This is a genomic window from Crystallibacter permensis, assembly GCF_025960875.1.
Taxonomy (GTDB): domain Bacteria; phylum Actinomycetota; class Actinomycetes; order Actinomycetales; family Micrococcaceae; genus Crystallibacter; species Crystallibacter permensis.
The window spans coordinates 18,902-39,483 of the sequence record NZ_JAODLR010000018.1 but is presented as its reverse complement, the minus strand read 5'-3'; the positions used below and the strand labels follow the sequence as shown (position 1 = coordinate 39,483).

19 protein-coding genes and 1 pseudogene are annotated in these 20,582 nt (G+C 63.4%); 9 read left to right on the top strand and 11 right to left on the bottom strand.

Annotation, left to right across the window (positions count from 1 at the left end; genetic code table 11):
- Positions 1-52: 52 nt before the first annotated feature.
- Both B0G38_RS17645 and B0G38_RS17640 read right to left on the bottom strand, forming a co-directional pair.
- Entirely contained in the window at positions 53-280 is a 228-nt protein-coding gene (locus tag B0G38_RS17645; protein ID WP_264670632.1) for a hypothetical protein, read from the bottom strand.
- 132 nt (positions 281-412) lie between these two features.
- Positions 413-1,108: a DsbA family oxidoreductase gene (locus tag B0G38_RS17640; RefSeq protein WP_264670631.1), complete on the bottom strand. Its 696-nt coding sequence runs from the start codon at positions 1,106-1,108 to the stop codon at positions 413-415.
- A gap of 159 nt (positions 1,109-1,267) precedes the next feature.
- On the opposite strand from B0G38_RS17640, the gene B0G38_RS17635 reads away from it, so the two are divergent.
- Entirely contained in the window at positions 1,268-1,822 is a 555-nt protein-coding gene (locus B0G38_RS17635; protein WP_264670630.1) for a dihydrofolate reductase family protein, read from the top strand.
- Between the two features lie 37 nt (positions 1,823-1,859).
- Here the strand turns inward: B0G38_RS17635 and B0G38_RS17630 are convergent, their stop codons facing one another.
- Together B0G38_RS17630 and B0G38_RS17625 are read right to left on the bottom strand one after the other, a co-directional pair.
- A complete protein-coding gene (locus tag B0G38_RS17630) occupies positions 1,860-2,426 on the bottom strand; it encodes an HhH-GPD-type base excision DNA repair protein (RefSeq protein WP_264670629.1) in 567 nt (188 codons plus the stop codon).
- Positions 2,427-2,507: 81 nt separating this feature from the next.
- The gene (locus B0G38_RS17625; protein WP_264670628.1) at positions 2,508-4,088 is read right to left on the bottom strand and encodes a helix-turn-helix domain-containing protein; all 1,581 of its coding nucleotides are present in this window, start codon (positions 4,086-4,088) and stop codon (positions 2,508-2,510) included.
- A gap of 171 nt (positions 4,089-4,259) precedes the next feature.
- Here B0G38_RS17625 and B0G38_RS17620 point away from each other — a divergent pair, with 171 nt between their 5' ends.
- The 8 genes and pseudogenes from B0G38_RS17620 (at position 4,260) to B0G38_RS17585 (ending at position 14,086) form a co-directional block, all read left to right on the top strand.
- On the top strand, positions 4,260-6,314 hold the full coding sequence (locus B0G38_RS17620) for a hydantoinase/oxoprolinase family protein (RefSeq protein ID WP_264670627.1): 2,055 nt from the start codon (positions 4,260-4,262) through the stop codon (positions 6,312-6,314).
- Positions 6,314-8,320, top strand: a complete 2,007-nt coding sequence (locus B0G38_RS17615; RefSeq protein WP_264670626.1) for a hydantoinase B/oxoprolinase family protein — start codon at positions 6,314-6,316, stop codon at positions 8,318-8,320. Before B0G38_RS17620 ends, B0G38_RS17615 begins: the two co-directional genes overlap by 1 nt.
- 89 nt (positions 8,321-8,409) lie before the next feature.
- On the top strand, positions 8,410-9,744 hold the full coding sequence (locus tag B0G38_RS17610) for a purine-cytosine permease family protein (protein WP_264670625.1): 1,335 nt from the start codon (positions 8,410-8,412) through the stop codon (positions 9,742-9,744).
- A gap of 168 nt (positions 9,745-9,912) precedes the next feature.
- Positions 9,913-11,058: a GTP-binding protein gene (locus B0G38_RS17605; RefSeq protein WP_264670624.1), complete on the top strand. Its 1,146-nt coding sequence runs from the start codon at positions 9,913-9,915 to the stop codon at positions 11,056-11,058.
- Complete coding sequence (gene ykgO, locus B0G38_RS17600; RefSeq protein ID WP_264670623.1) at positions 11,055-11,177, top strand: type B 50S ribosomal protein L36; 123 nt, start codon at positions 11,055-11,057, stop codon at positions 11,175-11,177. Before B0G38_RS17605 ends, ykgO begins: the two co-directional genes overlap by 4 nt.
- Positions 11,178-11,240: 63 nt before the next feature.
- Positions 11,241-12,200: pseudogene (locus B0G38_RS17595) on the top strand (metal ABC transporter solute-binding protein, Zn/Mn family).
- A 411-nt stretch (positions 12,201-12,611) separates the two neighbouring features.
- Positions 12,612-13,373, top strand: a complete 762-nt coding sequence (locus B0G38_RS17590) for a FadR/GntR family transcriptional regulator (protein WP_264670622.1) — start codon at positions 12,612-12,614, stop codon at positions 13,371-13,373.
- The gene (locus tag B0G38_RS17585) at positions 13,370-14,086 is read left to right on the top strand and encodes a cache domain-containing protein (protein WP_264670621.1); all 717 of its coding nucleotides are present in this window, start codon (positions 13,370-13,372) and stop codon (positions 14,084-14,086) included. Before B0G38_RS17590 ends, B0G38_RS17585 begins: the two co-directional genes overlap by 4 nt.
- A 17-nt stretch (positions 14,087-14,103) precedes the next feature.
- On the opposite strand, the gene B0G38_RS17580 is transcribed toward B0G38_RS17585, so the two are convergent.
- Genes B0G38_RS17580 through B0G38_RS17550 form a run of 7 tightly spaced genes read right to left on the bottom strand, consistent with a single transcriptional unit; the run spans position 14,104 to position 20,538 of the window.
- A complete protein-coding gene (locus B0G38_RS17580) occupies positions 14,104-14,931 on the bottom strand; it encodes a gamma-glutamyl-gamma-aminobutyrate hydrolase family protein (RefSeq protein ID WP_264670620.1) in 828 nt (275 codons plus the stop codon).
- A complete protein-coding gene (locus tag B0G38_RS17575) occupies positions 14,928-15,662 on the bottom strand; it encodes a gamma-glutamyl-gamma-aminobutyrate hydrolase family protein (protein ID WP_264670619.1) in 735 nt (244 codons plus the stop codon). The genes B0G38_RS17580 and B0G38_RS17575 overlap by 4 nt, the downstream gene beginning before the upstream one ends.
- On the bottom strand, positions 15,659-16,387 hold the full coding sequence (locus tag B0G38_RS17570) for an ABC transporter substrate-binding protein (protein WP_264670618.1): 729 nt from the start codon (positions 16,385-16,387) through the stop codon (positions 15,659-15,661). The genes B0G38_RS17575 and B0G38_RS17570 overlap by 4 nt, the downstream gene beginning before the upstream one ends.
- Positions 16,384-17,817 carry a glutamine synthetase family protein gene (locus B0G38_RS17565; RefSeq protein ID WP_264670617.1) on the bottom strand — a complete coding sequence of 478 codons (1,434 nt, stop codon included), beginning with the start codon at positions 17,815-17,817 and terminating at the stop codon, positions 16,384-16,386. The genes B0G38_RS17570 and B0G38_RS17565 overlap by 4 nt, the downstream gene beginning before the upstream one ends.
- A 34-nt stretch (positions 17,818-17,851) precedes the next feature.
- Positions 17,852-19,105 carry an NAD(P)/FAD-dependent oxidoreductase gene (locus B0G38_RS17560; protein WP_264670616.1) on the bottom strand — a complete coding sequence of 418 codons (1,254 nt, stop codon included), beginning with the start codon at positions 19,103-19,105 and terminating at the stop codon, positions 17,852-17,854.
- Between the two features lies 1 nt (position 19,106).
- The gene (locus B0G38_RS17555; protein ID WP_264670615.1) at positions 19,107-19,298 is read right to left on the bottom strand and encodes a ferredoxin; all 192 of its coding nucleotides are present in this window, start codon (positions 19,296-19,298) and stop codon (positions 19,107-19,109) included.
- Positions 19,299-19,338: 40 nt separating this feature from the next.
- Positions 19,339-20,538, bottom strand: a complete 1,200-nt coding sequence (locus B0G38_RS17550; protein ID WP_264670614.1) for a cytochrome P450 — start codon at positions 20,536-20,538, stop codon at positions 19,339-19,341.
- Positions 20,539-20,582: the final 44 nt, after the last annotated feature.

The following is a 20,582-nucleotide window of genomic DNA, read 5'->3' as shown; positions in this document are numbered from 1 at the left end:
AACTATCGTGCGGTGTGCCGGGCCGGAGCTTATCTAGATGGTGGCTGCTGGGTCAGCGGCCGAAGCCCCCGAGCTTGTCTCCGAGGCCGCCCAGTTTGTCTCCCAATCCGCCGGGGAGTTTGCTGAGCAAGTCGTTAACGTCGATGCCGAGCTTCGAGAGCAGTCCGGAATCACGTTCGGTGTCTACCTGGTCAGGCAGCTCCTGCTGCGCCTGGTCGGCCTTGCCTGTGTCGCCCGTAGACCGGAGGAGGTCGAGGATCTGCTGCTTGTCGATCTGCATGATGTACCCGCTTTCCTGATTGTCCTGCTGCGCCGTTCCATCAGCACACTTACCACTCTGCCAAGCTCAGCACCGGCCCACAACCCCGGCGGGCGTTTTCAATCCGTTAGGTGGGCAATGGACCCCGTTCGGCTATCCGACACCGGCCGCTGCCGCCGCGTGCCGGACCAGACCGTCGTAGACGCCGGGATCGTCGTCATCGACCACGGGAACCTCGGCGCCGTCCCGGTCTTCCTGGTGCAGCTCCATCCCAGGATTGGCCACATCCGTACCGTCGGCGAGGAAGAAGTGCGGGCTGCCCTGGACGTCGTCGCGGTGGACAAAGTAGGACTGCATCATGGCCCCTCGTGCCCGGCCCGTGTCGAAAGCATCGCGCAGCCTGTCGACGTCGACTTCCTTGCAGGCCGTTGCGACGTCGAGAATTTCGTGACGCATGCTGATGCAGCGGTTGTCCCGCCAGAACGCCAACCGCAGCGCCATGTCGAGTTCCTCGGCCGCCGCGAGCGATTGTGCCTTGGCTGCGTGAACCGCTTCGTTGGCCGGCAAGCTGGTCACGGGCCACTCGGAAGGATCGCGCTGCCACTCTGTGAACCCCAGTTCCGGCTCCAGCGCATTAATGGCGGGCTTCTCCGGTTCGATCATCGAGGTCTTGAGGGGAGTGCGGTTGAGGTCCTCAAGCAGGAACAGTTGCAGGTCAACATGCAGACGGCCGGTCAATCCGGCCGCGTCACGCGCCTCGTAAAAGCGGTGCAGCGCCAGTGTGGACCAGCCGCACATGACATCGGTGAAGACAGTAACGGTTCCAGGGGAAACATTTGGGCGTGTCATGCCCCAAGGCTAGCCCAGGTCCTAAGGCGACTTGCTGAAACGCCACATTCCGTGCACCGCCGGCCTCTTGTCCTTCCCACCCGCCTCCGCTAGCCTGCGACCAGCCACCTTCCACAAACGGTCCGCTCCAGGCAGCCAGCAGCAGAAACGAGAATACTCATGCGGAAAGTAACCTCAGGCCTTTTCCACTCTGTCGACGGCGTGGTTGAATCCCCGGACCAGTGGCAGTTCGACAGTTTCGATGATGAACTCGGCGCCGGCATGGGCGACTTCATCAACAGCACGTCCACAGTGATCCTCGGCCGGGTGACCTACGAACAGTGGGCCGGCTACTGGCCCGCCGCCACTGACCCGTTCGGCGACTTCATCAACCCGATCGAGAAGTTTGTCGCCTCCCGGACGCTCAGCAGCGACCTCAAGTGGCAGAACTCCCGGCTGATCGACGGCGGACTGGAAGAGTTCGTGCGGGAGCTCAAGAAGGGCGACGGCGACGATATTGCCGTCTGCGGCAGCATCTCGATTGTGCGCCAGCTGCTGTTCGCCGGGCTGCTCGACTCATTGACACTGATGCAGCATCCGGTCATCGCAGGCAAGGGCAAGCACCTGTTCGAACCAGAGGATCCGACAACTCGACTGTTCCTGCAGGACTCCCAAATCACCAGCAAGGGCAACGTGATCATGAAATATGGTCTGCTTGGCGAAAATCTTAACTGACGACGAAGTCGACCTCAGGGCAAGGTCGGAGCTACCGCTACTTCTTCTTGGCCTTCTGCTGCTGCTTGTATTCGCGCACTGCGACAAGAGACTCCGGGCCGGTGACGTCGGCGATCGACATCGCGACATCGCTACGCCCGTAGTCCCCTGCTGCCTCCCGCCAGCCCGGGGCCTCCAGCCCAAACTGCTTACCCAGCAGCGCCAGGAAGATCTTGGCCTTCTGCTCGCCGAACCCGGGCAGCGCTTTCAGCCGGGCAAGCACCTCGGCGCCACTCGGATTTCCTGCGGTCCAGATGCCCGACGCGTCGCCGTCGTAATCGTCCACGATTGACCGCGCGAGGTCCTGCACCCGGCCGGCCATGGACTTCGGGAATCTATGGACGGCGGGTTTCTGCCGGAATACTTCGAGGAACTCTTCGGGATCCAGCTGTGCGACCTGCTGCGCGTCCAGCCCGCCAAGGCGGTCGGCCATTTTCGCCGGACCGCTGAAGGCTACTTCCATCGGGATCTGCTGATCGAGCAGCATGCCCGTGAGCAGGGCGAACGGATTGGCATTCAGCAGATCATCAGCAACCGGATCTCCGGACAGATAAAGATCGGTCATGGTCAGGGCTCCCCTCGGAAACTGTCATTGGCTATCCCCAAGCTACACCGCGGACGCTTTCCGAACGCCCCAGTGCCTCCCTCACACCAGGTCGGTCTCTTCCAGCGCGAGGATGTCCTCGTGATAGGCCAGGTACAGATTCGCGATGATCCGCGAGCTGGAGAGCGGGCCGCCGATGAGATCCTCGGCTTTCTTCAATCGGTACCGGACGGTGTTCGGGTGGACGAAGAGCACCTTGGCAACCTGCGCTATGTCCAGGTTCCGGGCCAGGTACCACAGGACCGTCTGCCTGAGCTCCGTGTCCCGGTCAAGCCCCTGGACGAACTTGCCCAGCTTGTCCGAATCCTGCGGCGACTGCCGCCTGGCCAGCAGCCAGGTCGCCGGGTCCACCTCGTCCAACCGAACGATCCACCGGCCGCCGGATCCGTTCGCGCCTGCTGCCCGCGCTCTCCGGCCAGCGATTCCAGCGGCCGTTTCGGCCTCCCGGAAGGCGTCCGGTGTGGTGGCAAGATCCGAATAGGGTTCGGAAAGCCCAATGAACACATCCTCCGCCAATCCCAGCCAGGCCTCGAGCGCTGCGGTGTCAGAAACCAGTGCATGGAATCCCGGCGGGCTCTCCGGCGTCCGGCCGTTTTCCGCCAGCAGCAGACCCAAACCGCTGACCGAAGCCCTTTGCAGGAGTCTTTCCACCAGTGGAGCGGGAATCGGCTCCTGCTCCAGATTTGCTGCGGCGACGGCGCGAACCCGCTCATAGGGCACAAACCGAAACGGGCGCATCCGTTCCCAGTGCCGGTATTCCCTTGCCACCGGAATGCCGTCCTGGAGCATACTGAGCAACTGGGCGTTTTCATGGCGTTCCTTCGAAACGGAGAACTGGCTGATGCCGTTGATCGCCCCGAGCAGACGCTGGGTGGTCTCCAGCAGCATCTCCCCCAGTTCATCGATCACCCCGGTGTTCCTACTCGCGATTGCGAGCCAGTAGCCGTTCCCGCGCAGCACCAGCGGGCGGGCCATGACCTCCCAGCGGCCAATGGAAATCCGGTCCGACACCTGCTTTTGATCCCGCAGTTCGTTCCAGATCAGATGAGTCGGGCCTTCGCCCGTTGATTCAATAATCCGGCCGGAGTCCTCATAAAGCACTGCGGTTCCCCGGCAGACCGAACCGAGCCTGGCGATCAGCGCCTGGACCGGGTTCTCGGCGGAAACGCTTTGCAGCAGGTCGTTGGTCAGCCGCATGGCGCGCTTGAGGACGTAGGAGTCCGGCGAGATTTTGGACTGGTTGATGAAATTCTCGATGTGGTGGAAGGGCACTTCCGCCGCCACCGTGTACAACGGGAAGTTCGCCCGTTTACACGCAGCCGTGAGCGTGCGGGGCACTTCCCGGAAATACACTCCCACCCCGAAAAACAGCGCCGCCACCTTGGCCGACTTCAATTCCGCGACCAGCTTGTCTGCCAGCGCCGAATCGCTCTCAGCTCCGACAAAACGCAGTCCCGTGGTCAGCATGACGGTTTCCGGCTCAAACCACTTCGCCGGGTCATGGATCTCGCTGGTATGCGCTCCAATAACGACGGCGTTCGGGTCCCCCGGCACGACCGCCTGCAGTCCCAAACCGTCTTGCCCGACGACATCGGAGAGCGAAAGGGCGGGTTGTGCGTCCATCGAATACATCCTTGAAAATCTGCCGTCGGTGCCGATTGCAAAGCCACCGGGCGGTGATTGTAAAAACTACAATTGCACTTCCATGGTATTTCAGTTCCTCCAGTGACAGAGAGCTGGGTCACACTGGATCGTAGTGGCTACGCGAAACCACTTCCTTGGAGGAATCACAAGATGGCTAATGTCCGAGTCGCCGTCGACGTTGGTGGGACGTTCACCGACGTCTGCATCTTCGACGAAGAAACACAACGCATGCGGGTCACGAAGGTACCCTCCACGCCTGAGGATCCGATGCTGGCCGTGATGAACGGCGTCAAGCGTGCCGAGATCAATCTGGCCGATGTCTCGCTCTTCTCGCACGGGACAACCGTTGCCACGAACGCGCTCATTACCCGCAACTTCCCGACGGCGGCCATGGTCACCACCCGGGGTTTCCGCGACGTGATCGAAATCCGCGACGGAACCAAAGACGACCTGTGGGATGCCTACAACGACGTCACCGGCCCCTACATCCGCCGCCGCGACCGCTTTGAGGTCACCGAGCGTATAGATTATGCAGGCAACGTAATCACGCCGCTGGATGAAGACGATGCCCGCCGCCTTGCTGCCCTGCTGCGCAAGCGCGGTGTCACCACCATCGCGGTCTGCTTCATCAACTCGTATGCCAACGCCGAGAATGAAGTGCGCATGCGCAAGATCCTGGAAGAGGAACTGCCCGAGGCCACGGTTTCGACATCAGCCGAGATCCTGCCCGAGATCTTCGAGCACGACCGCTTCAATACCGCCGTCTCCAATGCGGTGCTCGCCCCGCTGGTTTCCGGCTACGTCAACCGGTTGGCGGATGAGCTCAAGGGCGGCGGCTACGCCGGAGACCTGCTACTGCTGCACTCCGGTGGCGGATCCATGACACCGCGTATGGTCAAGCGCTATCCGGTGAGGCTGGCCGCTTCGGGGATCGCCGCCGGCGCCATTGCAGCCAAGCACGTGGCGCAGCAGTGCGGCTACGAGAACGCCGTCGGCCTCGACATGGGCGGCACCTCAACGGACATTGCGCTGGTATCCGGGGGTGAACTGCGCATCACCAAGGAATGGCAGGTCGAATACGGCCATCCGATTGTCTTCCCCAGCATCGAAGTACTGACCATCGGAGCCGGCGGCGGCTCTCTGGCGCACATCGACATCGCAGGTTCCCTCCGCAACGGACCGCAGTCGGCCGGTGCGGATCCCGGGCCGGCCTGCTACAGCACCGGTGGCGACCAGCCGACTAACTGCGATGCGAATCTGGTGCTCAACCGTCTGGGCACTACGCTGGCCGGCGGCGCCAAGAACCTGGACCGCGGCCTCGCTCAGGAAGCCGTCAACCGCGTCATCGCCGGCCCCCTGGGCATGAGCGATGAAGAGGCTGCCCAAGCCATCCTGCAGGTCGCCAACGCCAACATGGCCGACGCGGTCCGGCTGATCTCCATCCGCCGCGGCTACGATCCGCGGGACTTTGCGCTCATCGCCTTCGGCGGCGCCGGAGCCCTGCACGGCGCCGAGGTGGCCCGCGAGCTGAACATTCCCACCGTCGTCGTACCTCCGAACCCCGGTGTTACCTCGGCCATGGGCTGCCTGCTCGTGGACATCCGCCACGACCTGTCCGCCATGTATACGGCCCTGGCGTCCGAAGCCGATCCCGAGGATCTGGAAGCCCAGTTCCTGAACCTGGAAACCGAGGCCACCGCGCGGCTGCGCCATGAGGGAGTCGACGAGGAGAACTCGGTGCTGCAGCGGGTCATCTCGATGCGTTACCAGGGCCAGTGGCGCTCGCTCGCCGTTCCCATGGGCTCCGGCAAGGGCGCCCTTGAGGAAGCCATCCAGACTTTCCACCAGGAGCACGAGCGCGAGTTCGCGTTCCGGCAGGACAACCAGCCGGTGGAGATTTACCAGCTGCAGTTGTCTGCGATCGGCAAGACCCCCAAGCCCTCGTTCGCCCCGGAGAAAGAACTCCTGGCAGACCCGGGCAAACCGGAATCCGTGCGGCCCGTCTACTTCGGCGCAGACGGCTGGGTCCAGACCCCGGTGTTCGACCGCTCGGCTCTGCCTGCCGGCGCCACGTTCATCGGGCCCGCCATCATCGACCAGCTGGACTCCACCACCGTGGTCCCGCCGCGGACAACCGCCGAGATCGATGAATGGCTGAACATCCGCATCCACCTGACCGAATTCAAGAACGAGGAGGCCAAGTAATGACCGACACGGTACTGGCACCCGACACGCATTCCGCGCATTCCGCTGCCCGCCTGGCTTCGGGCCTGGATCCTGTCACATTCGAGGTCCTCAAGAACGCCTTCGCCACCAGCGTGGACCTCATGAGCGAGCAGATCCTGCGCACCTGCTATTCCTTTGTCATCTACTCCCGCGACTTTTCCTCCGCGCTCTGCGACGCCCAAGGCAATACCGTGATGCAAGGCAGCGGGGACATCGCCGTCCACGTGGGAACCTTGCACTTCCAGTGCAAGGCCATCCTCGAGGAGTTCGGTACGGACATCCACCCCGGGGACGTCTTCGCCATCAACGACCCTTACCGCGGCGGCACCCACTTCAACGACGTGAGCTTTATCAGGCCGGTGTTTTCCGAAGGCGAAGTGATTGCCTTCGCCCAGAACAAGGGCCACTGGGCCGATATCGGCGGCAACGTCCCCGGATCGTTCGACGTCAATGCGAAGGAACATTTCGGCGAGGGCCTGCGCATCACGCCGGTCCGCGTGTGGAGCAAAGGCATCTTCCTCCACGATGTGGCCCAGCTGCTGGTTTCCAATACGAGGGCGCCGCAGCAGGCCATGGGCGATCTCCAGGCCCAGTCCGAGGCGACAGCGGTCTGCGAGCGCGAGGTGCTGCGCCTGGTGGACAAGTACTCCAAAGACACCGTCGTGGCGGCCATGCAGGAGACGCAGGACTACGTGGAACGGATTGTCCGCCGGCGGCTCGAGACCCTGCCGCAGGGCCAGTGGGAAACCGTGGACTACATCGATTTCGACCCCGGCAAGGGCGAAGGACTGGTCCCGATCCACATCAAGCTGACGCTCGATGGCAAGGGCATCCACTACGACCTCACCGGGTCGGCCCCGGCCGTGGAGACGTTCCTCAATTCCGGCTACGGCACCACGCACTCCGCCATCTATGCGGGAACCAAGACGTTCTTCCCGGACGTTCCGCTCAACTCCGGCTTCTACGCGGCCGTGGACGCGGAGATCGGACCGGAAGGAACCGTGGTCAACGCCGGCTGGCCCTACGCCGTCACGGGTTTCTGTTCCGGCCCGTATGAAAAGCTCATGAACGGCATTTTCGAACTGTGGTCCCAGATCATGCCTGAGCGTGCCATGGCTTGTGCCTTCAACCTTGAGTATCTGCTGGTCGGCGGGCGGGACAACCGCACCTCCGACAACCCCTACTTCATGTGGTACGACTGGATGGCCGGCGGCTGGGGCGGCAGGGCCAGCAAGGACGGCGCCAGCGCCACGGCGCCGGTCTTCGGCCCGGGACTCGCTGTGCAGCCGGTGGAAGGGCAGGAGCGCCTCTCCCCCGTCCTCACCACCGTCCACCAGATTGCCGTTGATTCCGGCGGGCCCGGACGCTTCCGGGGCGGGCTCGGCATTGAAAAGGGCGGCACCCTCACCGACGCCACCAGTACCGTGATGAGCTACTGCTGTGACCGCGCCCGTTCCATCACCTGGGGCATAGAAGGCGGCCTGCCTTCCATCCCGCACGGCGTCTGGCTTAACAAGGGCACGGCCGACGAACGTTTCCTCGGCTCCAATTTCTCTTCAGTACCGATTCAGTCGGGCGACTCGTTCACCCGGCCGTCCGCAGGTGGCGGCGGCTACGGGGACCCGCTGGAGCGTCCATATGCGGAGGTGGTCGAAGATGTCATCGACGGCTACGTTTCCATCGAGCGTGCGGCGGCGGACTACGGCGTCGTCATCCATGAGATCGACGCCGAGCTGGACCAGTTCGAGATCGACGAAACAGCAAGCGATGAGCTCCGCGCCAACATCCGTAGCCAGCGCCTTGGATGGTTGACCGAAGACGCAACCGCTATCGCCGAAAAGTACCGCAGCGGCGAACTGCACATGCTCGACGTAATCCGGCGTTACGGCGTCATTCTCGATTGGGGAACCGGCGAGCTTTATCCCACCACAACAGAGCAGTACCGCGAGCTGATGGGCCGGCGCTCCTCCGCCCACTGGCAGTAAACCACCCGGCCAAAAGGCCCTAATCCATCCTCACGCATGGCGTCAGGGACGTCTGTTCCTGACGCCATGCCCGCTTACGGGAGACAACCGTGTCATCAACCGAAGCACTACCTCAGGAAACCAGCAATTCAACCCGTATGAGCCGCGGCTCACTCACCATGGCCTGGTACGGGTTGGTCAGCGCAATGTTCTTCGTCTACATCGGCGCCGCACTCGCCCAGGCCTACGGCACCCGGGACGCCTTGATCGGCCTGGGCCTGACCATCCTCAGCTACGGCCTCATCAACCGCGTCCTGGCCGGCTATGCACTGCGCAACGGCCTGACCGTCGCCCAGTTCTCCCGCAGCCTCCTCGGCCGCACGGGTGCGCTGCTGGCGACCATCATCTTTGCGGCCACGGCGATCTATTACGCGGTCTTCGAAGGCGCCATCCTCGCATTCGCGTTCCAGGCACAGTTCGGCGGACCGATGGCACTCTGGTACGCCGTCGTCGTTTTGTACACCCTGCCCTTGGTCGCCGGCGGAATCCAGCGCTGGCTGGACAAGATCAACGGCTGGTTGCTGCCTGTGTATTGGGGCGGTCTGATTGCCGCCGTCATCTGGGCCGGAACTGCCCACGGTTTCTCCGATGACTGGCTCACCCACTCGGTGCCGGTGCTCGGGCTCGCCGAGGGCGGTCCGGGTTGGCTCGGTACCTTTGCCGCCTTCATGGGTGTCTGGATCCTCATGATGTACACCATGGACTTCGCTGCGCTGGGCCGGCCCCGGGACGAGAAATTCCACAAAACGTACACCTTCGGCTGGCTGTTCTACGCGCTGGCCTTCGGCGCAAACGCCCTGATAGGGATCTTCCTGACCTTCACCATCCCGGGCCTTGAAGCCACCGAGACAGGAGTGGCAGGCGGGCTGGTCTCGCTCATGGGCCTGTTCGGCCTCCTGGTGGTCTTTGTTTCGCAAACGCGGATCAACACCGCCAACTATGCACTGGGCATCTCAAACCTGCGGGAATTCGGCGAGCGCGCATTCAAGGCGAAGCTGCCACGAATTGTCTGGAACCTCCTCGGCGCCGGCATCATCTTCCTGCTGATGCTGCTGCCCGTGGTGCAGTACCTGCTGGTGGCTCTGTCCTGGCAGGGTGCCCTGGTCACCGGTTGGGTGGCGATCGCCCTGACGCACATTGCGCTGGACCGACGCTCCGGCAGGCCCGTTGAGCCCGGCCACCTGCCCGACAGTTCGTTCCCGAAGGTGAACGCTGCCGGCGTCGCCGCGTGGTGTGTTTCGGCGGTCGTCGGCATCGGGCTGGTCCAGTCCGGATTGGCTTGGGGATCGACGGCGGGAACGCTTGTCACGCCGCTTCTCGCTGCCGCCATTTATGCCAGCATCCGGCTAACGAGCAGTAACCGGGCGCTGCAGGCGCAGGGGTAATCCGCCAGACAGACGAGTGGCGGAGGACGGTCGGCGTAGCTGGTGCACCAGCATCGCCGGCCGTTTTCCTATGTCCGCGACCGACTTTCGGATCTGGGCTCGGCAAAAGGCTTGAGGTTGCAGGCCCACTCACTGTAATGAGAATGATTCTCATGTATGCTGGCTGGCATGCACATCACACTCGTCAGTTCTTTGGACGCACTGTGCCGCGCCCCGGCACTCGATCACCTCTCCAGCGGCAGGGTGGATACCGCCGTCGTCATCCATGACCTGCTGGAAAACGGCACCGTGGTGCGGCAGGTTTTCCATGACGGCCGACTGCTGGAGCGACATGAAAACCTGCTGGAGCACGGCTGCCTCAGCTGCACGGTGAGGTTGGATGTGGCACCGACGGTTGAGCGCCTGCTTGCCGATGGCTACGAGCACATCATCATGGGACTGCCGCCCACTATGGCGGCGTCCATGGCGGTCCACGGAATCACGCAGGGGGTGAAGAGTCCCTTTACCATCGGGACAGTCGTCCTGGCGTGCGATCCTTCGTCCCTGGAAGATCAGATGTGGGACCGCCACACACTCTTTGGCTCCGGCTACACCGCCGCCCGCAAAGAGGACCGAACCGCGGGCGAATTTCTCCTGGAGGAACTGAGCTTCAGCGACACGGTCTTTCTGGCCGGCCCTTTCCCCTCCAGCGCAGGGAACCACCGAGGCAGAGGTTTGTTGCTGCTCCGCGAACTCGCGCCGCACTCCACCCTGATCGAAGCAGGATCAACTCGCTCCCCGGCTCGGCACGATGCTGCCGAGGCCCGGGCGCGGTCCGTGCCCGGTACGGTGCGGATTCCGGCTGCGGACACTTCCACCCTGTTCACTACCGTTCTGCACCGGGTCCGCAGGCCGCTGCATCCCGGGCGCTTCCGGCAAGCTCTGCCCCAACTGGCCGAAGGGTGCGTCTGGTTGCGTGGGCGTCTGTGGATGGCTTCGGCGCCAACCTGCAGGATCGCGATCCAAGGCATCGGTCCGCGTGTATTGCTCGAGAACACCGGCCCCTGGGCGGCGGATCTGCCCGATGCCGTCAGCAACCACCCGGCCGGAAGCACGGATGCCGTCCTGGACTGGAATCCCGAATCCGGTGACAGGGCGACGGTCATAGCCGTCACCGGCGAAGATATCCGGCCAGACGAAATCCAAGAACTTCTCGATGGCTGCGCGCTGACGCCAGCCGAAACCGCCCAGCACTCCGGCGGGTTTCCGGACCCCTTCGGGCTGGATACCAGCGAATCCACAGGAGCAGCGGAAATGGAGCAAAGAAGAAAATGAAAGTACGTAACTCCCTTCGGGCGTTGAAGAAGATACCCGGTGCGCAGGTTGTCCGCCGACGCGGCCGCACGTTCGTCATCAACAAGAGGAACCCGCGGATGAAAGCCCGTCAGGGCTGAAGCATCAGCCGGTCCACCATTCCCCCAGACAACAGGCAGTCCCAACCACCGAGGTAAATAGGTATGCACTCCAAACTCCGCCGATCGGCACTAGCCGGAACAGCAGTCCTGGCCGTCGCCCTGACGTCTTGCGCCGGATCCCAATCCGAAGCGGGCACCCAGGCGACCGCAGCATCCAGTGACAAGATCAGCATTGTCACATCCACGAACATGTACAGCGACATCGCGGAATCCGTCGGCGGCGGGAAGGTGTCGGCCACGGCGATCATCGACAGCATTAGCCAGGACCCGCACTCCTACGAGGGCACAGCCAGGGATCGTCTTGCTTTGTCCGAGGCTGATCTGGTCATCCGCAACGGGGGTGGCTTCGACCCGTTCATGGAACAGCTCGCGTGAGACGCGGATGTCGCAGCGGTGGTCGACGCTTTCGAAGTATCGGGACTCGATGCCGCCCATGAGGATGAGGCGCAGGCGCACGAAGATGAGCCCGCTGCCGAACAGGCCGACGAGCACGTCTGGTATTCACTCCCGGCCGTTTCCAGGATCGCCGATGAGATTGCCGCGCAGCTAGCCGAGTTGGACCCCGAGAATGCTTCCACATACGAGTCCAACGCGGCGGCGTTCACCGATGATCTCGGAGCCCTTGAAGGTCGCATGGCCGATCTACGCAAGGAGCATGAGGGCAGTGCCATCGCCGCCACCGCGCCGCTGGCCGAGCATCTCCTCACTGACATCGGGCTTGTCGACAAGACGCCGGAGGGGTTCATTGCCGCGATCGAAGCCGGGAACGACGCTCCCCCGGCCGAGCTCAAGGAAACGCAGGACCTCCTGGCCTCAGGAAACGTCGTCCTGCTGGCCTACAACAGCCAGGTGGAAGGTCCGCAGTCAGAGAGCCTGAAGTCCATGGCCAATGAGACGGGTGTGCCGGTCGTCGACTTCACCGAAACGCTTCCCGAGGATGTCTCCTACGTGGAGTGGATGAGCGGAAACATCGACAAGCTCGAAGCAGCACTGGACTCCTGAGAACAGCACTGTGCCTGCCGAGGGCAATGCTCCAGCTGGACGCTGGACCGTTGCCCTCGCGACGGTCCCGGTAGAGTTCGGCTACGCGCAGCAGGACGGCGGCTCGCTCCGGAACAGCACTTTGCCGCCATGAATCATAGGCCGCCTGTGTTTCTTGAGTGCCCCGGAAATTTCTTCATCGCTGGCAGCTGCGAATTCCTGCAGCGTTTCGCCGGTCGCAGGATTTATACTCTTGTAGTAAGTCATGCTCTCAAAAATATCGGCAGGTATATCCAGCGAATTTCAGACATTTCTTGATATGTCGTCGTGACAATTTGATGATATATGGCAGCAACCATAAAGTAGAATGCTTCATAAGCGATTCGCCGGAAACCCGACGTCCAACTGTCGCCCAGTAGAAGGGAGAAAATCGTGGCCTCACCCCCGGCGTTGCAGTCCCAGATTTATCGCTCCCTGCCCGAAAAGGAACGGTCCGAGGCGATAGTCCAGAGGATATCCACCGCGGTTGCCCTGGGCATGCTCCGTGTCGGCGAGCGCCTGCCCGTGGAATCCGAGCTTTCCGACATGTTCGGCGTAGCTGGAGCCACCCTTCGTGAAGCCCTCGCTGAACTAAGGGAACGCGGGGTGGTTGAAACACGGCGCGGCCGCAATGGCGGAACGTTTGTGGTCAAGTCCCCGCAGGCCCAGGAGCAACAGCTGCGGAAGTACCTTCGGGACACTTCCATTGCGGACCTGCGGGATCTCGGCGACGAGCAAACTGCCGTGGCCGCAGCAGCTGCCCGGCTGGCATGTGACCGCGCCCATCCGAAGGATCTGGACCGGCTGGAACAGCTGGCCAAGGCACTGGCCAGCGCCGATTCCCCCGAAACACAGGCGAGATCAGACAGCCGCTTCCACATAGAGCTGGCGGTGGTCGCCCAGTCTCCGCGGCTCACAAGCCTTGAGATCCGCCTGCAATCCGAGGTCGGCCAGCTTTTGTGGAGCCCGATCGCCGGTGTGTTCGACCCCGCTACGGCTGCCCGTGAGCATGTGCGGATCGTGGATGCGATCAGGGCGGACGAACCAGACAACGCCCAGCGTTTGGTTGTCGAACATATCCGGCGGAACACTTACCACCTCATTGACACCAAGCTCACGCTTGCCCATGTAGGCGATGAAGAGGAGATCTCATGATTGCGCCCGCCTCACCCCGCGCCATCAGCAGTGCGACGGCCATCGAGGCATGGCTTAACGAGCTGTACCAGGACCTGTACAACACTGCCCACACGGTGGAAAAACAGCTCGAAGCAAAAATTCCGGCAGGCATAAAAATATCACCTAAAGACATTACCGGTTTACGTGAAATATCCACCGCGTTCCTCAATTCCCATGACATTGTTGTCGGCGCGGGAGTAATCTTCTCGATCTCTGCAATCAAAGACGCTGAGGGAGTATTGGAATGGTGGTTCAGAACCGATTCGGGAAATATTGAAAAGCTGGATTTTGATTTAGCTCCCGAGGGTGAGCGGTTTTACGACTATGAGCAACTCCCATGGTTTTCCATCGCCGCCAAAACCGGCCAGCAATCCATTGCGGGCCCCTATGTGGACTACCTCGGCTTCGACGAATACATCATGACCTGCACGGTACCGACCTATGTCCACGGAACCTTCATCGGTGTAACCGGCTGCGACATCCGGATCCGTGACATCGAAAACAAGTTCATCCCGATTGTCCGCCGGATTCCCGGGGACGCCGCCATCTTGAACGGCCAGCACCGCGTGATTCTGGGCAACTCGGGACGTTTTATTGTCGGCGAACGGATCAAGGAAGCACCGGAAGGTTTCTGCTTCATACCGTTGAACGTCCCCAACCTGAACCTGCAGTTGATCTGTGCGGCGGGATGACCGCGCAGATCAACTGATCAGGCGTTGGCCGGCTCCTGCTGCCTGCCGGTCGCCGCCGCCGGGTTCAGCCTGCTCTGGCGCACGAACTCTTCGAACAACAGGGATCGATCATTCGCGTCCCCGTCCGAGTCCTCCGGATGCCATTGCACGCCGACCACCCAGGTCTTGCCCGGATGCTCCGTACCTTCAACCACACCGTCCTGCGCCAGAGCGGCAACCTGCAGCTCAGCTGCCACAGTTCCCACCGCTTGATGATGCCCCGAGCGCACGGTGACCGTTGGACGGCCGAGGATGGCCGCCACCTTCGAGCCCGGAGCCAGGTTCACCTTCTCGTCCAGGAACATCGGCTGTCCCGGTCCCCCGCGGTGCAGATGCCATGGGTCCAGATCAGGGATCAGCGTGCCGCCGCAGGCGACGTTGAGCAGTTGTGATCCCCGGCAGATGGCGAGCAACGGCTGGTCCTGCTCCAGCACACCGCGGATCAGTTCCAAGCAGTACTCATCCGCCCGTAGATCCACCCCGTAGGAATTGGGTACCGGCCCGGTATGGCCATAGAGCGACGCGTCCACATCGCCGCCTCCCAAGAAGAGGACTCCGTCGTACTTGGCCAGCTCCGCTTCGGGAGTCAGGTGTTCGGCCGCACTGTCCACCAGCTCGGCGCTGGCTCCCGCTTCCAGCAGTGTTTCAAACGCGACACGAGTAAAACGCTCCATCAGTTCCAGCGTCTGCTGGGTCATCCCCGGGAACGTCAATGAAACAACGACGGCGACGCGCGGCGCGTCTGCTGGCAGGTGTTCGAAGGCGGCGGGAACCACGTTCGCGGGATTGACCCGCAGCCCACTCACCGGGCACCTGCCATTTCCGCGGCGGCAGTCGCGTCACGGCGCTGCCTGGCCGCGTCGACAACCCAGACGAACAGCGCGTGGTCGGCGGGATTGGTCTCTGCGGTGTCTTCCGGGTGCCACTGGACAGCGAGCATGGAAGCTCCCGGCACTTCGAGCGCTTCCACCACGCCGTCCGCTGCGGTCGCCGTCACTTCCAGGCCTTCACCGAGCGCACCCACGGCCTGGTGGTGGTACGAGGAGACATCCACCTGCCCGCTGCCGACCACGGTTGCCAGCAATGACCCTTCCGAAACAGCAACCGGATGTATCGCATCCTTATGCTGCACGGTTCCCGGTTCCAGATGCTGAAGCAGCGTGCCGCCGCGGGATACGTTGAACAACTGCAGGCCGCGGCAGATCGCCAGCAGCGGTACTCCCGCTTCGATGCAGGCGGCCATGATGGCCGCTTCATACGCGTCCTGGCCAGAGTAGTCGGTGGGCCAATAATGTTCGTCCGGTTCCGCTCCGTAGAGCTCGGGCGCCACATCGGCACCGCCGGGAAGCAGCACGCCGTCGAAACGGGCAACCTGCTCGCCGGCGCTGTCACCGCTCCCCGGGAACATGACGACCGGCTCCCCGCCGGCAGCGACGATGCAGCGCAGCACCTTAGCTGCCACGGCAACGCCATCGAAGCGCAAGCCGTGGACGGAGTTGGACCACATGCCCGGAACGCCGATCATGGGGCGGCTCATACGGCTACCTCCGCCGCCAGCGGGTACGGCAGGTGCGGCATCCACTTGGTCCAGATCCGCTCCAGCCGCCCGTCCGCCACCACCGTTGCCAGTGCCGCGTTGAGCTCGGCCAGCAGGAACGGGTTGTCCTTGGCCACCCCGATCCCCCACCGGTTGCCCGTGGGGTGCGTGAAGGCGACATCGTACGCGGGGTCTTCACCCAGCGGCACGGTCACGACGTCGTCGTCCACCATGGCATCCACCTCACCGTTGCGCAGGGCCGCCAGCATGTCCCCGAACACGTCCGCACCGTTGAAGGCGACCGGTTCGGCTCCCTCGAAGGTGACAGCCAGTTTCATGTTGGCGCTGCCCTCGATCGCCGCGACCTTGTAGCCAACCAAGTCCTCCGGCGAGCGGGCCGGATCGCCCTTGCGCACCAGCACGGTCTCGTCGAACACGGCGTACGGGTCGGTAAAGTTCACCACGGCCTGGCGTTCCGGGATGATGCCCTGGCCGCACCAAACTGCATCCACGCGGTGGTCGCGCACGGCGGGGAGCATGTCGTCCCAGTCCAGGTACGTCCACTCGATGCGTAGGCCCAGCACGGAGGCGACCAGCTCTGCCGCCTCCGGCTCGTACCCGCGGCGGTTGCCGTCGTCGTCGGCCAGGTTGAACAGCGGCGGCGCCTCGGAGTCGATACAGGCCAAACGCAGGATGCCAGCTGAAAGCGTCTCGACGCGGCTCACGGAATGGTCTCCCAGTACATCTCGCGGTCCCATTCGGTGATGGCGCCGCAATAACGGGCCCATTCCTCCTGCTTCAGCTGGGTGTAGATCGATACCAGGTCCGCCGGCAGCGCCGAGGTGAGGTAGGTATCCGAGACGAAGGCGTCGATCGCGTCGCCCAAGGTGAGCGGCAACTGGCCGCCGAGGGCTGGAACGTCCGCATCGCCGTCGTCGGCCATACCGGGATCCAGCCGGCGGTTCAGTCCGTCCTCCATCGCGGCAATGAGCAGCGTGTGCGACAGGTAGGGGTTCACGGCGGCGTCCGGTACCCGGTATTCCATCCGGCCGTTCGAGGAGATGCGCACCAGGCAGCCGCGGCTGTCCAAGCCCCAGTTTGCCGTGCTGGGGGCGAACTGGCCGGCGTCCCAGAACCGTTTGTAGGAGTTGACGGTGCTGGCCATGACCGCCATCGAACCGGGGGCATGCGTGAGCAGACCGCCGATGGCGTGCCTGGCCGTCTCGGAAACGTGCAGTTCCACCCTTCCGGCGTCCTCGATGACGTTGGTGTCGCCGTCCCAGAGGCTCAGGTTGTGGTGGCAGCCATTGCCCATCTGGCCGTTGTAGGGCTTGGGCATGAAGCTGGCGGTGACGCCGAATTCGCGGGCCACCTGCTTGCAGATCTGGCGGTAGGTGACCAGCCGGTCTGCGGTGTTTTCCACCCTGTCGTACATCCAGTTGAGCTCAAGCTGACCATCGTCTTCGTAGTCGCCCTCGATCATGTCCAGGCCCATGGCCTTGGCGTAGGTGACCAGCTTCTTGTAGATCGGACGCATGCGCTCCAGGTTCTCCACCTGGTAGGCGGGGCTGGTGCCGGGCTTCTTGACCACCTCGAGGCCGGGGCCTTCCCAGGTCATCTCCGGTTCGGTTCCGGAGCGGACCTCGAAGCCGGTGCGGGCGGTGAAGGCTTCATGCGAGCGGATCAGCAGCGAGCGGGTGTCGATCGGCAGCAGGCGCCCGCCGACCTCCGGCAGGTGCGGGGGCTCGTAGGCGGTGCAGAAGATCCGCGCCACCGAGGTATCCCAGGGCAGCACCACAAATGTATCCGGCTCCGGCAGCGCCCAGAACTCGCGGGCCTCGATGCCGCCGCCAATCAGGTTGCCGTGGCGGTCATTCTGCAGGTCGGACAGCGCCGTCCGGTGGAAGCAGATGCCCTTTTCCAGATTCCGCTTGAAGTGGTTGGCCGGGACCATTTTGGCCACCATGCGGGAGCCGATGGTCGGCAGCGCGTAGTACACGTACTCGACGCCTGCTTCCTCGATCTTGCGACCGAGGTCGCGCACGGTCTCGGGACGCAGGTTGCGCTCCTGGTGCCGCGCGAAGGCGTCGCGGTCCTTGAGGGATTGCTGCAGGTCGATGGCGGCCAGCTCGGGCCGTACGGGGGTGAGTGTCATGATGGACTTCTTTCTCGTCAGTGTGCGATGCCGGTCAGACGGCAGCCAGGTCGGCGCCGGCGGGGATGCCGGATTCGTTCACGAGCTTGCGGTAGTGCAGTTGGCGGTCAGCCAGCAGGGCGGCGGTCACCGCGCCGATCAGCCGGCCGTCGCGGTAGTAAGCCAGGGCGGTTCCCTCCCAAGGGCGGGAAGGGTCGCCTTCGAGAACCTCGATGGTGTCGGCCAGAGCGGGGCTACCCACTCCTTGGATTCGGGTCTTGAAGATGTCGGTCCAGAAAGACGGCAACGGTGCCGCCGGCTCGGGAACAACGTCGCCCTTGAGGCCCGCCACGAGCGCCGGCGCGGCGATTTTAGCCGTATCGGCCGGAGTGGCCCAATGCTCGACGCGGCGGGCAGGTCCGCCGGCGCGACGGTCCGGATACCGGGCTACGTCGCCCACCGCAACCACATGTTCCGCGCCGAGCACCTGGAGGTGTTCGTTGCAGAGCACTCCGTCGCTGAGGTCCAGCCCGTTTCCCGCCAGCCACTCGACGTTCGGCAGCGAGCCGACGGCCTCAATAACGACGTCAGCGGCTACTTCCGTACCGTCCTCGAGCCGGACACCTGCACAGCGCCCGGCGCCTTCGGTGTAGGTTCCGGGCACGTCCAGGAACTCGTTGACCCGTTTGCCGGCCACACAGTCAATGCCGTGCGTCTGCAGGAAGGTCCGGATGCCCGCGCTCAGTTCGTGACCGAGCGGGCGCTCCATCGGACCGCCGGCCCCCTCGATGAGCGTGACCTTACAGCCGAGGGCGGCAGCTGTCGCGGCCGCCTCGCATCCGATGAAACCGGCGCCGATGACCGCCACCTTGGACCTGGACGTCAGCTCGCTGTGCAAGGCCAGAGTGTCCTCGAGACGGCGGATCACGTGGCGTCCGGCGGTGGGTCCCGGAACGGGTACTCGCCTGGGTCGGAGCCCGGTGGCAATCACCAGTCCGTCGTAGGCAAGTTCTTCGCCGCTGTCCAACGTCAGCGTGCGGGCCGCCAGATCTGCCGCAGCAACCGCGGATCCGAGCCGCCATTGAATATCGGTGGCCGTGCGGCGTTGCCGAAGCTGTACCGCGGCAAGCGCCTCCTCTTGGGATCCGGGTGCGGCGAGCAGGTCCTTGGACAGCGGCGGTCGGTTATAGGGCGGGTGGATCTCATCGCCAACGACGACGATCTCTTCCTCCCAGCCGGCCGCGCGCAACTGTTCGGCGGCGCGCAGTCCTCCCATCGAGGCTCCGGCGATGACTATTCTGCGGCTCATGTCAGTCCTTGAGGAAGATAGCCTGGACCGGGCAGACGTCGATGGCTTCCTCCACCACGTCCAGCAGCGCGTCGTCGAAAGTTGCCTCGTACTCGAGCTCGCCGTCGGCATTCATCCGGAAAACGTCCGGCGCGGCGATAGCGCACTGGCCGTGGTTGTCGCAGAGGGTGCGGTCTACGTCGATGGTCTTCATCAGTGTTGTCCTTCCTAAAGTATTGCTGTGTTCTGGGCCGCTAGGACCGCTTGGTGAAACCGATGGGCAGCCGGATCGGACCGGTGTTGCCCGAGTCCGGCAGCCACTCGTCCCCGCCCGTCAAGTGCGGGTTGGCGATGCGGCTGGCCAGCAGCGGCAACGCCTCGCTCATATCCGCACGGGCCACGAAGTGCCCCAGGCAGTGGTGGACTCCGCCGCCGAACCCGTAGTGCGGAGCATGCTCGCCGAGCAGGTCCATTTCCGGGTTGGGGAAAGCCTTCGGGTCGGTGCCCGATGACTGCGTGAACAGGTGGACCGTGGTGCCTTTTTCGACGAAGAGGTCCTGGTAGGTGAAGTCCTCGACTGCTTCCCGGGTCACCCACGTGACGGTAGGGTTGATCCGCATGACTTCCTCGACGGCCTTGCCGCCCAGATCCGGGCGTTCAGCGAGCAGCTCCCACTGCTCCGGGTTGTGCATGAAGGACTGCATGGCCAGTCCAAGCTGGTTGCGCGTGGTGTCCATGCCGCCAAAGATCAGAAGCACCAGCGCGTTGCGCAGCTCCTCGTCGCTGAGCCGGTCTCCGTCCCGGTTGGCCAGTACCAGGCGGCTGACGAAGTCTTCGCCCGGATTGGCCTGGCGGTCCTTGATCAGTCCCTCGGCGTATTCGTAGAGCTCGGCGACGGCGGCGTCCACCTTGTCCAAGTCCTGCTTGAAGGTGACGCCTAGTGCCAGTCCTACCGTGGAGGCCAGCCGGGCGATCGTCGGCCATTCGCTTTCCGGAATGCCCAGCAGGATGGTCAGCACCCGCGTGGCATAGGGTTCGGCGAAGTCCCGGATGAACTCGCATTCACCCTTGTCGATGAAGGCGTCGATCAACTCGTTTGCCAGCGCCTGGAAGCGCGGCACCAGGTCCTTGATCAGCCTCGGCGAGAAGGCCGGGTTGAGCAGGCGCCGGATCCGGTGGTGGTCCTCGCCCTCCAGTACCAGCAGGTTCTTGGTCCACCAGTCGTAGAAAAGCCCGCCGTGGACGCCGTTGTGCGCCGGCCACTTGGCGCTGCCCTGCGAGAGCTTGGGACTCTTAAGCAGCTTGCTGACCTCGTCATACCGCAGCACCGCGATGCCGTAATTGGTCCGTGCGTACCAGCTCTGCTCCCGGGCTGCCCGCAGCTCTTCGGACTGCATAGCGAACGATGGATCCGAGATATTCAGGTAGGGAACTTGGACGGTAGGCGTACTCATGATGTGGAACCTGTTTCTTTCTTTGCTGATGGAACTGAAGGGCG

Excerpts from the sequence above, each read along its gene's own strand:
- B0G38_RS17630 (WP_264670629.1), bottom strand. The coding sequence starts at position 2,426 with ATGACCGATCTTTATCTGTCCGGAGATCCGGTTGCTGATGATCTGCTG.
- B0G38_RS17605 (WP_264670624.1), top strand. The coding sequence starts at position 9,913 with ATGCACATCACACTCGTCAGTTCTTTGGACGCACTGTGCCGCGCCCCG.
- B0G38_RS17640 (WP_264670631.1), bottom strand. The coding sequence starts at position 1,108 with ATGACACGCCCAAATGTTTCCCCTGGAACCGTTACTGTCTTCACCGAT.
- B0G38_RS17635 (WP_264670630.1), top strand. The coding sequence starts at position 1,268 with ATGCGGAAAGTAACCTCAGGCCTTTTCCACTCTGTCGACGGCGTGGTT.
- B0G38_RS17550 (WP_264670614.1), bottom strand. The coding sequence starts at position 20,538 with ATGAGTACGCCTACCGTCCAAGTTCCCTACCTGAATATCTCGGATCCA.
- B0G38_RS17565 (WP_264670617.1), bottom strand. The coding sequence starts at position 17,817 with ATGACACTCACCCCCGTACGGCCCGAGCTGGCCGCCATCGACCTGCAG.
- B0G38_RS17625 (WP_264670628.1), bottom strand. The coding sequence starts at position 4,088 with ATGGACGCACAACCCGCCCTTTCGCTCTCCGATGTCGTCGGGCAAGAC.
- B0G38_RS17555 (WP_264670615.1), bottom strand. The coding sequence starts at position 19,298 with ATGAAGACCATCGACGTAGACCGCACCCTCTGCGACAACCACGGCCAG.
- B0G38_RS17585 (WP_264670621.1), top strand. The coding sequence starts at position 13,370 with ATGATTGCGCCCGCCTCACCCCGCGCCATCAGCAGTGCGACGGCCATC.
- B0G38_RS17560 (WP_264670616.1), bottom strand. The coding sequence starts at position 19,105 with ATGAGCCGCAGAATAGTCATCGCCGGAGCCTCGATGGGAGGACTGCGC.
- ykgO (WP_264670623.1), top strand. The coding sequence starts at position 11,055 with ATGAAAGTACGTAACTCCCTTCGGGCGTTGAAGAAGATACCCGGTGCG.
- B0G38_RS17620 (WP_264670627.1), top strand. The coding sequence starts at position 4,260 with ATGGCTAATGTCCGAGTCGCCGTCGACGTTGGTGGGACGTTCACCGAC.
- B0G38_RS17645 (WP_264670632.1), bottom strand. The coding sequence starts at position 280 with ATGCAGATCGACAAGCAGCAGATCCTCGACCTCCTCCGGTCTACGGGC.
- B0G38_RS17615 (WP_264670626.1), top strand. The coding sequence starts at position 6,314 with ATGACCGACACGGTACTGGCACCCGACACGCATTCCGCGCATTCCGCT.
- B0G38_RS17575 (WP_264670619.1), bottom strand. The coding sequence starts at position 15,662 with ATGAGCCGCCCCATGATCGGCGTTCCGGGCATGTGGTCCAACTCCGTC.